14 protein-coding genes are annotated in these 14,531 nt (G+C 71.2%); 6 read left to right on the forward strand and 8 right to left on the reverse strand.

Annotated features, from left to right (window positions below; translation table 11 throughout):
- Positions 1–74: 74 nt before the first annotated feature.
- A complete protein-coding gene (locus IE294_RS35545) occupies positions 75–1,460 on the reverse strand; it encodes a class II fumarate hydratase (protein ID WP_189893085.1) in 1,386 nt (461 codons plus the stop codon).
- 164 nt (positions 1,461–1,624) lie between these two features.
- Entirely contained in the window at positions 1,625–3,316 is a 1,692-nt protein-coding gene (locus IE294_RS35550) for a fumarate hydratase (RefSeq protein ID WP_189893088.1), read from the reverse strand.
- Between the two features lie 145 nt (positions 3,317–3,461).
- On the opposite strand from IE294_RS35550, the gene IE294_RS35555 reads away from it, so the two are divergent.
- Together IE294_RS35555 and IE294_RS35560 are read left to right on the forward strand one after the other, a co-directional pair.
- Positions 3,462–4,151, forward strand: coding sequence for a DUF1707 SHOCT-like domain-containing protein (locus IE294_RS35555; RefSeq protein ID WP_189893090.1), 690 nt, complete (start codon positions 3,462–3,464; stop codon positions 4,149–4,151).
- Between the two features lie 123 nt (positions 4,152–4,274).
- Positions 4,275–4,649: a WhiB family transcriptional regulator gene (locus IE294_RS35560; RefSeq protein ID WP_041665476.1), complete on the forward strand. Its 375-nt coding sequence runs from the start codon at positions 4,275–4,277 to the stop codon at positions 4,647–4,649.
- A gap of 146 nt (positions 4,650–4,795) precedes the next feature.
- Here the strand turns inward: IE294_RS35560 and glpX are convergent, their stop codons facing one another.
- On the reverse strand, positions 4,796–5,830 hold the full coding sequence (gene glpX, locus IE294_RS35565) for a class II fructose-bisphosphatase (protein WP_189893092.1): 1,035 nt from the start codon (positions 5,828–5,830) through the stop codon (positions 4,796–4,798).
- A 127-nt stretch (positions 5,831–5,957) separates the two neighbouring features.
- Between glpX and IE294_RS35570 the strand changes: the two genes are divergently transcribed.
- Positions 5,958–6,485, forward strand: coding sequence for a DUF4245 domain-containing protein (locus IE294_RS35570; RefSeq protein WP_189893094.1), 528 nt, complete (start codon positions 5,958–5,960; stop codon positions 6,483–6,485).
- Between the two features lie 100 nt (positions 6,486–6,585).
- Here IE294_RS35570 and IE294_RS35575 read toward each other — a convergent pair whose 3' ends face one another.
- The 4 genes from IE294_RS35575 to IE294_RS35590 all read right to left on the reverse strand — a co-directional run bounded on the left by IE294_RS35575 (position 6,586) and on the right by IE294_RS35590 (position 10,263).
- Positions 6,586–7,176, reverse strand: a complete 591-nt coding sequence (locus IE294_RS35575) for a malonic semialdehyde reductase (protein WP_189893096.1) — start codon at positions 7,174–7,176, stop codon at positions 6,586–6,588.
- A gap of 134 nt (positions 7,177–7,310) precedes the next feature.
- A complete protein-coding gene (locus tag IE294_RS35580) occupies positions 7,311–7,544 on the reverse strand; it encodes an exodeoxyribonuclease VII small subunit (protein ID WP_189893097.1) in 234 nt (77 codons plus the stop codon).
- On the reverse strand, positions 7,541–8,749 hold the full coding sequence (xseA, locus tag IE294_RS35585) for an exodeoxyribonuclease VII large subunit (protein WP_189893099.1): 1,209 nt from the start codon (positions 8,747–8,749) through the stop codon (positions 7,541–7,543). Before xseA ends, IE294_RS35580 begins: the two co-directional genes overlap by 4 nt.
- Before the next feature lie 146 nt (positions 8,750–8,895).
- The gene (locus tag IE294_RS35590) at positions 8,896–10,263 is read right to left on the reverse strand and encodes an APC family permease (RefSeq protein ID WP_189893101.1); all 1,368 of its coding nucleotides are present in this window, start codon (positions 10,261–10,263) and stop codon (positions 8,896–8,898) included.
- Positions 10,264–10,328: 65 nt separating this feature from the next.
- Here IE294_RS35590 and IE294_RS35595 point away from each other — a divergent pair, with 65 nt between their 5' ends.
- Positions 10,329–11,345 carry a 4-hydroxy-3-methylbut-2-enyl diphosphate reductase gene (locus IE294_RS35595; RefSeq protein ID WP_189893103.1) on the forward strand — a complete coding sequence of 339 codons (1,017 nt, stop codon included), beginning with the start codon at positions 10,329–10,331 and terminating at the stop codon, positions 11,343–11,345.
- 29 nt (positions 11,346–11,374) lie between these two features.
- Positions 11,375–12,121, forward strand: a complete 747-nt coding sequence (ppgK, locus tag IE294_RS35600; protein ID WP_189893105.1) for a polyphosphate--glucose phosphotransferase — start codon at positions 11,375–11,377, stop codon at positions 12,119–12,121.
- A gap of 30 nt (positions 12,122–12,151) precedes the next feature.
- Here the strand turns inward: ppgK and IE294_RS35605 are convergent, their stop codons facing one another.
- The gene (locus IE294_RS35605; protein ID WP_373315901.1) at positions 12,152–12,568 is read right to left on the reverse strand and encodes a DUF6542 domain-containing protein; all 417 of its coding nucleotides are present in this window, start codon (positions 12,566–12,568) and stop codon (positions 12,152–12,154) included.
- A 383-nt stretch (positions 12,569–12,951) separates the two neighbouring features.
- On the opposite strand from IE294_RS35605, the gene ychF reads away from it, so the two are divergent.
- Positions 12,952–14,040 carry a redox-regulated ATPase YchF gene (gene ychF / locus IE294_RS35610; RefSeq protein ID WP_189893109.1) on the forward strand — a complete coding sequence of 363 codons (1,089 nt, stop codon included), beginning with the start codon at positions 12,952–12,954 and terminating at the stop codon, positions 14,038–14,040.
- Positions 14,041–14,531: the final 491 nt, after the last annotated feature.

Consider the following 14,531-nt stretch of genomic DNA (forward strand, 5'->3'; position numbering starts at 1 on the left):
TAGGTGCCACGGGCACACGACGCTGCGGCGCGGGTCACGGCGGTACCCGGGTGGCCGGAATGGTTCGCTCCTGGTTACGGGCGCGTCATCCGCAGGACATCCAGCGCCTCGTCCAGCTGCTCCAGCGTCAGGTCGCCCCGCTCCACGTACCCGCTCTCCAGGACGACTTGACGGATCGTCTTGCGCTCGGCGAGGGACTTCTTGGCGACCTTCGCGGCCTCCTCGTACCCGATGTACTTGTTCAGCGGGGTCACCACCGACGGGGACGACTCGGCGTACTCGCGGGCGCGTTCGCGGTCGGCGGTGATGCCGTCGACGGTCCGGTCGGCCAGCAGCCGCGAGACGTTGGCGAGCAGCCGGACCGACTCCAGGACGTTCTTGGCGATGACCGGGAGCATGACGTTCAGTTCGAAGTTGCCGGCGGCGCCCGCGGTGGCGATGGTGGCGTCGTTCCCGACGACCTGCGCGGCGACCATCAGCACGGCCTCCGGGACCACCGGGTTCACCTTGCCCGGCATGATCGAGGAGCCGGGCTGGAGGTCGGGCAGCCGGATCTCGGCGAGACCGGTGCGCGGCCCGGAGGACATCCAGCGCAGATCGTTGGCGATCTTCGTCAGGCCGACCGCGATGGTCCTCAGCTGTCCGCTGGTCTCCACGACGCCGTCCCGGGCGCCCTGCGCCTCGAAGTGGTCGCGGGCCTCGGTCAGCGGCAGCCCGGTCACCCGGGCGACCTCCTCGATGACGGCGGCGGAGAACCCGGGCGGGGTGTTGATGCCGGTGCCGACGGCCGTGCCGCCCAGCGGGAGCTCGGCGAGGCGCGGAAGGGAGGCCCTGAGCCGCTCGACGCCGTACCGCACCTGGGCCGCGTACCCGCCGAACTCCTGCCCGAGCGTCACCGGCGTCGCGTCCATCAGGTGCGTCCGCCCCGACTTCACCACGTCCGCGAACTCCGCGGACTTGCGCTCCAGGGACGCTGCAAGGTGCTCCAGGGCCGGGATCAGGTCATGGGTGACGGCCGCGGTGGCCGCGATGTGGATGGACGACGGGAAGACGTCGTTGGACGACTGCGAGGCGTTCACGTGGTCGTTGGGGTGCACGTCCCGGCCGAGCCGCTCGGTCGCCAGCGTCGCGATGACCTCGTTGGTGTTCATGTTGGACGAGGTCCCCGAGCCCGTCTGGAACACGTCCACCGGGAAGTGCTCGTCCCACTTCCCCGCGGCGACCTCGCCGGCCGCGTCCTGGATCGCCTGCGCGACCTCCTTGTCCAGCACGCCCAGCTCGGCGTTCACCTTCGCCGCCGCCGCCTTGATGCGGGCCAGCGCCTCGATGTGCGCCCGCTCGATGCGCTGTCCGGAGACCGGGAAGTTCTCCACGGCGCGCTGCGTCTGGGCCCGCCACTTGGCGTGGGCCGGGACCCGGACCTCGCCCATGGAGTCATGTTCGATGCGGTATTCGCTCATGTCCCGTACAGCGGTCGCGGGGACCGGAATGTTCCGGGAATTGGGCCGGGCGGGTGGCCGGCTCGCTGATGACGGGTCAGGGCCCGCCACGGCGCCCGTACTCGATCGCCCCCGGGACCGCCCCCGGGACCGGTCCCGGTCCCGGGGGCGACGGCGGGAGGGGGTCAGACCAGGCCGGGACCCCGCACCGGAATGCTCGTGAACGTCGGCTGCGGGGCCGGGTCGGTGAAGAAGTCGTTCCCCTTGTCGTCCACCACGATGAACGCCGGGAAGTCCTCGACCTCGATCCTCCAGACCGCCTCCATGCCCAGCTCCTCGTACTCCAGGACCTCCACCTTCTTGATGCAGTCCTGGGCGAGACGGGCGGCCGGGCCGCCGATGGAGCCGAGGTAGAAACCGCCGTGGGCGGCACACGCGTCGGTGACCTGCTTGCTGCGGTTGCCCTTGGCGAGCATCACCCTGGAGCCGCCCGCCGCCTGGAACTGCTCCACGTAGGAGTCCATGCGGCCGGCCGTGGTCGGGCCGAAGGAACCGGAGGCGTAGCCCTCGGGCGTCTTCGCCGGGCCGGCGTAGTACACCGGGTGGTCCTTCAGGTACTGCGGCATCTCCTCGCCCGCGTCCAGCCGCTCCTTGATCTTGGCGTGGGCGATGTCCCGGGCCACGACCAGCGGGCCGGTCAGCGACAGCCGCGTCTTGACCGGGTACTTGGTCAGCTCGGCGAGGATCGTGTCCATCGGCTGGTTGAGGTCGATCCTGACGACGTCGCCCTCTTCCAGGTGCTCGTCCGTGGTGTCCGGCAGGAAGCGCGCCGGGTCGGTCTCCAGCTGCTCCAGGAAGACGCCCTCGGCGGTGATCTTCGCGACCGCCTGGCGGTCGGCGGAGCAGGAGACGGCGATGGCGACCGGGCAGGACGCGCCGTGCCGGGGCAGGCGGACCACGCGGACGTCGTGGCAGAAGTACTTGCCGCCGAACTGCGCGCCGATACCGATCTTCTGGGTCAGCTCGAAGACCTTCTCCTCCAGCTCCTTGTCCCGGAAGCCGTGGCCGAGCGGCGACCCCTCGGCCGGCAAGGTGTCCAGGTAGTGCGCGGAGGCGTACTTCGCGGTCTTCAGCGCGTACTCGGCGCTGGTGCCGCCGACGACGATCGCCAGGTGGTACGGCGGGCAGGCGGCCGTGCCGAGCGAGCGGATCTTCTCCTCCAGGAACTTCATCATGGAGGCCTCGTTCAGGACGGCCTTCGTCTCCTGGTACAGGAAGGACTTGTTGGCGCTGCCGCCGCCCTTCGCCATGAACAGGAACTTGTAGGCGCCGCCGTCGGTGGCGTACAGCTCGATCTGGGCCGGCAGGTTGGAGCCGGTGTTCTTCTCCTCCCACATGGTGAGCGGAGCCATCTGCGAGTAGCGCAGGTTCAGCTTGGTGTAGGCGTCGTAGATGCCGTGGGACAGGTGCTTCTCGTCCTCGCCGGCCGTCAGCACGTTCTGGCCGCGCTTGCCCATGACGATCGCCGTGCCGGTGTCCTGGCACATGGGCAGCACGCCGGCCGCCGCGATGTTCGCGTTCTTCAGCAGGTCGAGCGCGACGAACTTGTCGTTGCCCGACGCCTCCGGGTCGTCGATGATCCGGCGGAGCTGGGCGAGGTGGGCCGGGCGCAGGTAGTGCTGGATGTCGTGGATGGCCTCCTCGGCCAGCTTGCGCAGCGCCTCCGGCTCCACCTTGAGGAACGTCCGCCCGTCCGGCCCCTCGACGGTGGAAACGCCTTCGGAGGTCACCAGCCGGTAGGGGGTGGTGTCCTCTCCTTGGGGGAGCAGATCGGTGTATGCGAACGCTGGGCGGGGTGGGGGGGAAGTATGCGGCATCTCAGCCCATTCCTCACTCTGACGGACGGCCGCCCGCCGACGCTGGCGGGCCTCCCCAGCGTAGAACCTGCCTCCGACGGCGAACCTGTGAGGTAAGGCTCAGTCGGGGGTGTCGCGATCTATCGTGTGTGGGTACGCTGCCCTCGTGGACCTTCAGAAGCACACCGCACCCACCCCCGCCACCGAGCTGCGCGCCTCCGACGCCGACCGCGACCGGGTCGCCGACATCCTCCGCGAGGCCCTGGCCGAGGGCCGGCTGACCGCCGACGAGCACGCCGAGCGCGTGGACGGGGTGCTGCACGCCAAGACGGTGGGTGAGCTGGAGGTCTTCATCCGGGACCTGCCCGCCGCCCACCAGCGCCCCACCGCCCCCGCCTACACGCCGGTGCCGCCCCGGCCCACCCCGGGCGCGATCCCGGTGGAGGCCGACGCGAACGTGGTGGCGGTGTTCAGCAGCGCCATGCGCCGGGGCCGCTGGCGGGCCGGACGCCGGCTGCACGCGTACGCCGTCTTCGGCAGCGTCGAGATCGACCTCAGCGAGGCGATCTTCGAGTACCAGCAGGTGGTCATCAAGGCGGTCTCCGTCTTCGGCGACGTCCAGATCCGCGTCCCGGAGAACATCTCGCTGCGCGGCACCGGCGGTGGCGTGCTGGGCAACTTCGAGGTGAGCCCGCTGGACTCCGTCGACTCCGACGCGCCGGTGGTCTACGTCGACGGCTGGGCCGTCCTCGGCAACGTGGAGGCGCGGCCCAAGCGGGGCAGGCGGGTGGCGGACATCCTCGATCGCGTCCATGACAAGGTGGACCGCAAGCTGCGCAAACACCTGGGGCACTGACCCGGGGGCGCGCACGGCCGCGCCGCGCGCCAGCGGTCCGGAACGCTGTGCATAGGCGCGCGCACAGCGGGTAGGCCTTGCTGCATCGTCTCTCGCTCGCGAAGCCGTCGTCAGGAGTAGACCGTGCTGCAACCGCCGCATTCGTCCCTGCAGGTCGCTGCCGTTCCGGCCCAGCGGGTGCCGACGCGGGACAGGGACCAAGACGCCCCCTGGCACACCGAGGCGGTGTGCCGACGCGACGAGGCCGGCCTGTTCTTCGCCCCGTCGAAGGAACCGACCGCCGCCCGGCTGTCCCGCGAAGAGGCGGCCAAGCGGGTCTGCTCCCGCTGTCCGGTCATGGTCGAGTGTCGCGAACACGCCCTCCTCCAGCCCGAGCCCTACGGCGTCTGGGGCGGCCTCACGGCGGCCGAACGCCGAGTGGTCCTGGCGAGGCGCCGCCGCAGGGAGCTGGAACTGAAGAAGGCGGCGCGGGCGTCGGCAGACCGCATGGCGGGCTGAGACACCTGGACGAGGAGCGCCCTCACCGCACCGAGGGCGCTTCCCCGCCTGGGGGCGCGGGGCTGCGCGAAGAACCACGGACAACCCGCAGCCGCCGGCGCTCCGCGCGCCCCGGCGCTCCACGCGCCCCCTCCGAGCGGGCGGCCTTACTTGGCCCGGTCGAAGTCGATCGCGCTGTAGGCCCGCAGCTTGCTCAGCCGGTGCTCGGAGAAGATCCTCCGCACCGTCCCCGACTTCGACCGCATCACGATCGACTCGGTCAGCGCGGTCTCCGACCGGTACCGGACCCCCCGCAGCAACTCCCCGTCGGTGATCCCGGTGGCGACGAAGAACACGTTCTCCCCGGACACCAGGTCGTCCGTCGTGAGCACCCGGTCCAGATCGTGCCCCGCGTCGATCGCCCGCTGCCGCTCCTCGTCGTCCTTCGGCCACAGCTTGCCCTGGATGGTCCCACCCAGGCACTTCACGGCGCAGGCCGAGATGATGCCCTCCGGGGTGCCGCCGATGCCGAGCAGCAGGTCGACGCCGGTGCCCTCGCGCAGCGCGTACACCGAGCCGGCCACGTCGCCGTCGGAGATCAGCTTGATGCGCGCGCCGGCGTCCCGGACCTCGCGGATCAGACCCTCGTGCCGCGGCCGGTCGAGGATGACGACGGTCACGTCCTCCGGCGAGGACCGCTTGGCCTTGGCGATGCGCCGGATGTTCACCGCGACGGGCGCGTTGATGTCGACGAAGTCCGCCGCTTCGGGGCCGGTGACCAGCTTGTCCATGTAGAACACGGCGGACGGGTCGAACAGCGCGCCGCGCTCGGCGGCGGCGAGGACGGCGATCGCGTTCGGCATGCCCTTGGCCGTCAGCGTGGTGCCGTCGATCGGGTCGACGGCGATGTCGACCTCGGGACCGGTGCCGTCGCCCACGTGCTCCCCGTTGAAGAGCATCGGGGCCTCGTCCTTCTCGCCCTCGCCGATGACGACCACGCCGTTCATCGACACGGTGGAGACCAGGGTCCGCATGGCGCGCACCGCGGCACCGTCGGCGCCGTTCTTGTCCCCGCGCCCGACCCAGCGGCCCGCGGCCATCGCGGCGGCTTCGGTCACCCGGACGAGTTCCAGGGCGAGGTTGCGGTCGGGAGCCTCCGAGGGGACGTCCAGCTCGGACGGCAGGTGGTGGTTTTCGGTCATCGGAGCGCACCTTTCTGATACGACGACGGCCGGATGAGGGTCTTGGACCCGACTCTATCGTTGAGCAGACAAAATGAGCAGGGGACCCCACGGATGAGCGCTTGGGGCACCTGCGACGATAGGGGGCGTGGCAGGTACGAACGGCAGGCAGAAGACGGCCCGGGACATGATCCTCTCCCTGGTCGTGATCGCTATCGTGGGATTGGTCGTCTACTTCATCGCCATCCCGCACGACGATCACGCTCCCGAGCTCAAGCGGGTCGACTACCGGGTCGAGCTGATCACGGCCCGCCGGGCGGCGAGCTACCCGGTGGCCGCGCCCGAGGGCCTGCCGAGTACCTGGAAGGCGACCTCCGTACGCTTCCAGGGCGAGAAGTCCGACCGCTGGCACCTCGGCTTCCAGACCCCGGACGGCCAGTACGTCCAGGTCGAGCAGTCCACGCAGAAGCCCGCCGACTTCATCGACCAGGCCAGCCAGGGCGCGTCGGCGACCGAGCGGACCGAGGAGATCGGCGGCCGTACCTGGACCCGCTACAGCGGCGGCCGGTACGACGCCCTGGTGCTCAAGGACACGCCCGGCTCCACGACGGTGGTGGCCGGCACCGGCTCCCCCGAGGAGCTGAGGACGATGGCGGCGGCGCTGAAGACGGGGTGACCGTCCGGTCCCGGCGCACGCGAGGACACGCGAAGAGGCCCCCGGCGGTGCTGGGGGCCTCTTCGCGTGCTCGCGGGGGCTCTTGCCGTGCCCGCGCGGCTCAGACGGTCGTGACGACGTCCTCGTAGGCCAGGCGCGGGGAGCGCGGGTACCAGGCGTCCGGGCCCGGCTTGCCGATGTTGACGACCATCAGCGGGGTGTGGTCGTCGTCCAGGAACTCCTTGCGGAGGCCCTCGTGGTCGAAGCCGGTCATCGGGCCGGCGGCGAGACCGGCGGCGCGGACGCCGACGATGAAGTAGGCGGCCTGGAGCGCGGCGTTCAGCGTGGCGGAGCCCTCGCGGGCCGGGCGCTCGGCGAAGAAGACGTCCTTGGCCTGCGGGAAGGCCGGGAACAGGGCCGGCAGCTCCTCGTGGAACTCGTTGTCCGCGGAGAGGATCGCGACCAGCGGGGCGGCGGCGGTCTTGGCCCGGTTGCCCTCGGCCATGTGCTGCACCAGGCGCTCACGGGCCTCGGCCGAGCGGACCAGGGTGATGCGCAGCGGGGTCTGGTTGAAGGCGGTGGGGCCGTACTTGACCAGGTCGTAGATCGCCTGCACCTGCTCCTCGGTCACCGGCTCGTCGGTGAAGGTGTTCGCGGTACGAGCCTCGCGGAACAGCAGGTCCTGGGCGGCGGGGTCAAGAACGAGAGACATGGTGACTTTCCTCGGGGGCGCGTCCGGCCCGGGGTGCCGGACCGGCTGACGTCACCGACCCTACGACAAGTGAGGTTTAACCTTCAACTAAATCGGGGGTGCGGTGACTCGCTTCACACCCCGGCCCCGCACCCCTACTCGCCGTCCCCCTCCGCTCCCCCTTCCTCCTCCTCGGCCAGCGCCGCGTCCAGCCGGGCCCGGGCCCCCGCCAGCCAGCGCCGGCACACCTTGGCCAGCTCCTCGCCGCGCTCCCACAGCGCCAGGGACTCCTCCAGCGACGTACCGCCCGCCTCCAGCCGCCGTACGACCTCGACCAGCTCGTCACGCGCCTGCTCGTACGACAGCGCCTCGTCCACCTTGCTCGTCATTCGCCCACCTTCACTGTGAATTCACCCTCGGCGACACGGGCACGCAGCGCCTCGCCCGCCGTCACCTCGGCCGGATCGCGCACCACGTGCCCGTCCGCCCGTTGCAACACCGCGTAACCGCGCCGGAGCGTCGCCGCGGGGGAGAGGGCCACCACGCGCGCGTGCGTGTGCGTCAGCTCCGATTCCGCGCGGTCCAGCAGGTGCCCCAGGGTCCGCCGGCCCCGGTCGAGCAGCGCGGCCACATGGTCGGCCCGCTCGTCGATCATCCGGTGCGGATCCTCCATCGAGGGCCGGGCCAGCGCGTGCGCCAGCCCCCGCTCCTCCCGGTCCAGATACGCGTTCGCGCAGCGCCGCGCCCGGTCCCGCAGCATCCGCACCCGCTCCAGCTCCTCGCCGACGTCCGGCACGACCTTCTTCGCCGCGTCGGTCGGCGTGGAGGCGCGCAGGTCGGCGACATGGTCCAGCAGCGGATTGTCCGGCTCGTGCCCGATCGCGGAGACCACGGGCGTACGGCACTCGGCCACGGCCCGCACCAGCTGCTCGTCGGAGAAGGGCAGCAGGTCCTCCACGCTGCCGCCGCCGCGCGCGACGATGATCACGTCCACCTCGTCGATCGCGTCGAGCTCCTTCACGGCCTGCACGACCTGCGGGACCGCGTGCACGCCCTGCACCGGGACGTTGCGCACCTCGAAGCGGACGGCGGGCCAGCGGTGCCGGGCGTTCTCCAGCACGTCCCGCTCCGCGGCGGAGGCCCGGCCGCACACCAGCCCGATGAGCTGCGGCAGGAACGGCAGCGGCTTCTTCCGCTCCGGCGCGAACAGGCCCTCGGCCGCGAGGGCCTTCTTCAGCTGCTCCAGCCGGGCCAGCAGCTCGCCGACACCGACCGGCCTTATCTCGGCGGCGCGCAGGGAGAGCTGGCCGCGGGGGGCGTACCACTCGGGCTTCGCCAGGACGACGACCCGGGCGCCCTCGCCCACGACGTCCGCGACCGCGTCGAAGACCTGGCGGTAGCAGGTGACGCTCACGGAGATGTCGTACGACGGGTCGCGCAGCGTCAGGAACACGACGCCGGCGCCGGGACGGCGGGACAGCTGCGTGATCTGCCCCTCGACCCACACCGCGCCGAGCCGGTCGATCCAGCCGCCGATCAGCCGGGAGACCTCGCCCACGGGGAGCGGGGTGTCGGGAGAGGTGTTCACAGCCATGGCGTCGAGCGTAGTGGTCGCCACCGACAGTCCGGCTACGCGCCGTAGGGCTACGCGCCGCGCGGTAGGACCGCGGACCGTTTCCGGCTGCGACTGCCGTCACGGCCGATCGCGCGGTTCCCCGCACCCCCGGGGCGCTGCGCCGGTCAGCCGATCGACGGCTCCCGCCGCCCCCGCTGACCCACCAGCACCAGCAAGCCGGTCGCCAGCCAAGCGGCACCGACGAGCTGCGCCGGCCCCGCCGCCTCCGCGATGACCGCCACCGTGATCGCCGCGCCGAGCACCGGGACCAGCACGTGCCGCCACCAGCTCCACCGCCCGAGCCGCACCACGAAATACCCCACCACGCTCGCGTGCAGCAGCGTGAACGCGGACAGGGCCCCGATGTCCACCACCGACACCAGCTTGTCCAGGCCGTCGTCCCGCCGCGCCGCCCACCCGGCCGCGACCAGCGTGATCACCGCCGCGCACAGCAGAGCCACCCGCGGCACACCGCCGTCCGTGCGGGACAGGGCCCGCGGCAGCCTCCGGTCGCGGCCCATCGCGAACAGCAGCCGCCCGGCCGCCGCCTGCCCGGCGAGCGCTGCGAACGCCGCCCCGATCGCCTTGCTCGCGGCCACCAGATCGTGCAGCCACGTCCCGACGGCGGAGTCCACCGCGTCGTAGAAGGCCGAACCCTGTGCCCCGGGATCCCGTGCGAGCCGCGCGGACGTCGTCGGCTCCAGCAGCGCGACCAGATACGTCTGCGCCACGAACAGCACCCCGGCCAGCGCCAGGCAGAACAGCAGTGCCCGCGCCACCTTCGCGGAGCCCCCGGTGACCTCCTCGGCGAACGTGGCGATCGCGTCGAAACCCAGGTAGGACAGGACCGCCACGGACACCGCGCCGATCACCGCCGACAGCGCGAACGCGCCCTGCGTGCCGTCCCCGGTCAGCGGCGACAGCACCCCCCGCTGTGCCCCGTCCCGCGCCAGCACCACGACCGCCGACACCACGAACACCAGCAGGACCACGATCTCCAGGGCCAGGACGAGGAAGCCCACGCGCGCGGCGGCCCGTACGCCCCACAGGTTGAGGAGCGTGGTGACGACCACGGCCAGCGCCGTCCACACCCACCGGGACACCTCGGGGACCAGCGCGTTCATCGCGATGCCGGAGAAGAGGTAGGCCACCGCGGGGATGAGCACGTAGTCGAGCATCGCCATCCAGCCCGCGACGAACCCGGCCCCCCTCCCGAGCCCCGCGCGCGCGTAGGCGAAGACCGACCCGGCCCGCGGTACGACCCGCACCATCTGCGCGTAGCTGAAAGCGGTGAACGCCATGGCGACCGTGGCCACCACGTACACCAGCGCCACCGCACCGTGCGACGTCGCGTCGAGCGTGCCGAACACCCCGACCGGTGCCATCGGCGCGATGAACAGCAGCCCGTAGACCACGAGGTCCCGGAAGCCGAGGCTGCGCCGCAACCGCTGGTGCGCGTCGGTCGTGGAGGCTGTCGTTCCGGTGTCGGACATACGCACCAGTCTTCCCCCGCGCGGCCCTGGGCACGCGATCTCGGCGCCCCGGACCCGGCCTTACGATGGGACCCATGACCGCTTCCTCTGGCCGCCGTGTCCTGCTCGCCGCCCCCCGGGGCTACTGCGCCGGCGTGGACCGCGCCGTGATCGCCGTCGAGAAGGCCCTGGAACAGTACGGGGCCCCGATCTACGTCCGGCACGAGATCGTCCACAACAAGTACGTCGTGCAGACCCTGGAGAAGAAGGGCGCGATCTTCGTCGAGCGCACGGAGGAGGTGCCGCCCGGCAGCATCGTCATGTTCTCCGCGCACGGCGTCGCCCCCGTCGTGCACGAGGAGGCCCGCCAGGGCCGGCTCGCCACCATCGACGCCACCTGCCCCCTCGTCACCAAGGTCCACAAGGAAGCCGTCCGGTACGCCAAGGAGGACTACGACATCCTCCTGATCGGCCACGAGGGCCACGAGGAGGTCATCGGCACCTCCGGCGAGGCCCCCGACCACATCCAGCTCGTCGACGGCCCCGAGGACGTCGCCAAGGTCGAGGTCCGCGACCCGTCCAAGGTCGTCTGGCTCTCCCAGACCACCCTCTCCGTGGACGAGACCATGGAGACCGTCGACGCCCTGAAGACGAAGTTCCCCGGGCTCGTCTCCCCGCCCAGCGACGACATCTGCTACGCCACGCAGAACCGGCAGCTCGCCGTGAAGCAGATGGGCGCCGACGCCGAACTGGTCATCGTCGTCGGCTCGCGCAACTCCTCCAACTCCAAGCGGCTGGTCGAGGTCGCCAAGCTCGCCGGCGCCCGCGAGGCCTACCTGGTGGACTTCGCCGACGAGATCGACGAGGCATGGCTGGAGGGCGTGACGACCGTCGGCGTCACCTCCGGCGCCTCCGTGCCCGACGTCCTGGTCGAGCAGGTACTCCAGTGGCTCGCCGAGCGCGGCTACGGCGACGTGGAGATCGTCAAGGCCGCCGAGGAGTCGATCACCTTCTCGCTGCCCAAGGAACTCCGCCGCGACCTGCGCGAAGAGGCGGCGGCGCTGGTCGCCGAGCGCGGCGGGAGCGGCACCTCCGTGGCGTGACCGTCAGTGGTCCGTCGTAACGTGGTGCCATGCAGATCTTCGGCGTGGACATCGGCGGATCCGGCATCAAGGGCGCCCCAGTGGATCTGGACCGGGGCGACCTGGCCCAGGAGCGCTGCAAGGTGCTCACCCCGCACCCGGCGACGCCCGACGGCGTGGCGGACGGGGTCAGACAGGTGGTGGACCACTTCGGGTGGACGGGCCCGGTCGGCCTGACCTTCCCCGGCGTGGTCACCGGCGGCGCCACGGTCCGTACGGCGGCGAACGTCGACAAGAGCTGGATCGACACGGACGCGCGCGCGTTGTTCAGCGGCCGGCTCGGCGGCCTGCCGGTGACCGTGGTCAACGACGCGGACGCGGCGGGCGTCGCCGAGATGGAGTTCGGCGCCGGCCGGGGCCGCAAGGGCACCGTCATCCTGCTCACCTTCGGCACGGGCATCGGAAGCGCCGTCTTCGTGGACGGCGTCCTGCTCCCCAACAGCGAGCTGGGCCACCTGGAGCTGGACGGCCACGACGCCGAGAAGCGCGCCTCCAGCAAGGCCAAGGAGGACCACGACCTCAGCTGGGAGCAGTGGGCGCACCGCGTCCAGAAGTACCTGGCCCACGTGGAGATGCTGTTCTCGCCGGAGCTGTTCATCATCGGCGGCGGGGTCAGCCGCAAGGCGAACAAGTTCCTGCACCTCATCGAGGGCGTCAAGGCCGAGATCGTGCCCGCCCAGCTGGAGAACAACGCGGGGATCGTGGGCGCGGCGATGAGAGCGGCCCAGCGCGCCTAGGTGCGCCGTCCCGGGGCGGGGCCGGCGGCGTCAGCTCCGTCGCCGGCGCCGTCGTACCCACCGCACCCGGCGGACGAGCACGATCACCCCGGCGGCGAGTGTCCCCGTGTACAGCCAGCCCGCCTGGGTGGCGAGCCCGGTGACCAGCCCCATCAGGCGCCCGAGCAGCCCCCCGCCGCCCTCCGCGACCGGCAGCAGCCCGACGGTGAATGCGATCGGTACGACGACGGGCGCGGTCAGCACGTCCCCGTCGCGCACCCACAGCGCGGTCAGCACACACACCGGCAGGAACAGCACGCCGTAGACCGTCGGGGAGGCGCCGAACAGCAGCTGGTCCAGCCAGCCGAGCAGGAACATGGCCGCGAGGCAGAACAGACCGGTGCCGAGCCCGGTCAGCCGCGGGTTGGGCAGCCGCCCGCCCCCCGCAGCGGGCCGTGCTTCCCGCACCGGCCGCGCGGCCGGTGCGCCACCCGGCGCGGGCCGGCGCGCACCACGGGGCCCACGCCGGACGCCGCCGAGCGCGGGTCCGCCGCCGGGCCCGTGCTCGCCGTCCGCCCGGCGCCGTCCCTGGGCCGGCAGCGGGGCCGACGGGGGCGTGCCGCGTCGCGGTCCGTCGTTCGGGGGTCGCGATCCGTATTGCTCCACAGGGACCAACCTAGGTCTGTTTATGTGCCGAATCGGCCGTGAGACACGCCGATGGCCAGAGCTTGGCCGGGCGATCACCGCTGTCGTGAGGCGGGCGCGCGGGACGCCGTAAACTGGTGGATCGGCCAGTGTCGGTCTCTGGCCCCTGGCAGCCCCTGGCCCACTCAACTACGGGAAGTCGCAACGTGTCGCTCACGATCGGAATCGTCGGCCTGCCCAATGTCGGCAAGTCGACCCTGTTCAACGCCCTGACCAAGAACGACGTGCTGGCGGCCAACTACCCGTTCGCCACGATCGAGCCGAACGTCGGCGTCGTCGGCGTGCCCGACGGCCGCCTCGCCCGGCTCGCCTCGATCTTCAAGTCGGAGCGCATCCTTCCGGCCACGGTCGACTTCGTCGACATCGCCGGCATCGTGCGCGGTGCCTCCGAGGGCGAGGGCCTGGGCAACAAGTTCCTCGCGAACATCCGCGAGTCCGACGCGATCTGCCAGGTCATCCGTGCCTTCAAGGACGAGAACGTCGTCCACGTCGACGGCAAGGTCTCGCCGAAGGACGACATCGAGACGATCAACACCGAGCTGATCCTCGCCGACCTCCAGACCATCGAGAAGGTCCTGCCCCGGCTCCAGAAGGAGTCGCGGATCAAGAAGGACATCGCGCCCAAGGTCAAGGCCGTCGAGGAGGCCAAGGAGATCCTGGAGAAGGGCGACACGCTCTTCGCGCACGGCATCGTCCAGGGCAGCGAGCGGGCCGAGCTCCTGCACGACCTGCACCTGCTCACCACCAAGCCCTTCCTCTACGTCTTCAACGTGGACGAGGACGAGCTGGTGGACGAGGACTTCAAGAACGAGCAGCGCGCCCTGGTCGCCCCCGCCGAGGCGATCTTCCTCAACGCCAAGCTGGAGGCCGACCTCGCCGAGCTGGACGAGGAGGAGGCCCTGGAGCTCCTCCAGTCCGTCGGCCAGGACGAGCCCGGCCTCGCCACCCTCGCCCGCGTCGGCTTCGACACCCTGGGCTTGCAGACGTACCTGACCGCCGGACCCAAGGAGTCCCGCGCCTGGACCATCAAGAAGGGCGCGACGGCCCCCGAGGCGGCCGGTGTCATCCACACCGACTTCCAGAAGGGCTTCATCAAGGCCGAGGTCATCTCCTTCGACGACCTGGTCGAGACCGGCTCGGTCACCGAGGCCCGCGCCAAGGGCAAGGCCCGGATGGAGGGCAAGGACTATGTGATGCGGGACGGGGATGTGGTGGAGTTCAGGTTCAACGTCTGAGCGGATGGAACAACGACACGTCGCTGACGTGGCAAACACGTAGGTCAGGAGGGGCTGGACTCTTGAGGGCCGGCCCCTTCGTCGATTCCGTACTGGATATTCTGACGTATGGTCAGCGGCTGATCGGGCGCCGTGAACGGTGGATCGGGGTACCACGCGAATGACCCGGACCGCGAGTTGTTCAAGAGGTGGTCGTGGCGAGGGTCGCCGTGGAGGCGATCTACGGGAGTCTTCGACCAGGTACGCCTCAAGCGCATTCCAGTCGAGTTCCCAGCCCAGGCCGGTGCCGGAGACGCCGTACGTGCGGTCGGCGTCTACCCGCCAGAACTGGGCGTAGAGGATCACCTGGGCGTGGTCGGCCAGGTCGTTGATGATCTCGGCGAAGTGGGCCGAGGGCCATCCCGAGGCGCATTCCTCGGCTGCCCAGTCCTCGAAGGAGTTGCGTCCCAGGTCGATGGGACGCCAGGCGGGGGCGGCGGGCGCAGGCCAGA

This window comes from Streptomyces canarius (genome assembly GCF_014650735.1).
Lineage (GTDB): Bacteria > Actinomycetota > Actinomycetes > Streptomycetales > Streptomycetaceae > Streptomyces > Streptomyces olivaceoviridis.

What these genes read in the sequence shown, in the direction of transcription:
- IE294_RS35545 (WP_189893085.1), bottom strand. Translation starts at nt 1,460, where the DNA reads ATGAGCGAATACCGCATCGAACATGACTCCATGGGCGAGGTCCGGGTC.
- IE294_RS35550 (WP_189893088.1), bottom strand. Translation starts at nt 3,316, where the DNA reads ATGCCGCATACTTCCCCCCCACCCCGCCCAGCGTTCGCATACACCGAT.
- glpX (WP_189893092.1), bottom strand. Translation starts at nt 5,830, where the DNA reads ATGACCGAAAACCACCACCTGCCGTCCGAGCTGGACGTCCCCTCGGAG.
- IE294_RS35575 (WP_189893096.1), bottom strand. Translation starts at nt 7,176, where the DNA reads ATGTCTCTCGTTCTTGACCCCGCCGCCCAGGACCTGCTGTTCCGCGAG.
- IE294_RS35580 (WP_189893097.1), bottom strand. Translation starts at nt 7,544, where the DNA reads ATGACGAGCAAGGTGGACGAGGCGCTGTCGTACGAGCAGGCGCGTGAC.
- xseA (WP_189893099.1), bottom strand. Translation starts at nt 8,749, where the DNA reads ATGGCTGTGAACACCTCTCCCGACACCCCGCTCCCCGTGGGCGAGGTC.
- IE294_RS35590 (WP_189893101.1), bottom strand. Translation starts at nt 10,263, where the DNA reads ATGTCCGACACCGGAACGACAGCCTCCACGACCGACGCGCACCAGCGG.
- IE294_RS35595 (WP_189893103.1), top strand. Translation starts at nt 10,329, where the DNA reads ATGGGACCCATGACCGCTTCCTCTGGCCGCCGTGTCCTGCTCGCCGCC.
- ppgK (WP_189893105.1), top strand. Translation starts at nt 11,375, where the DNA reads ATGCAGATCTTCGGCGTGGACATCGGCGGATCCGGCATCAAGGGCGCC.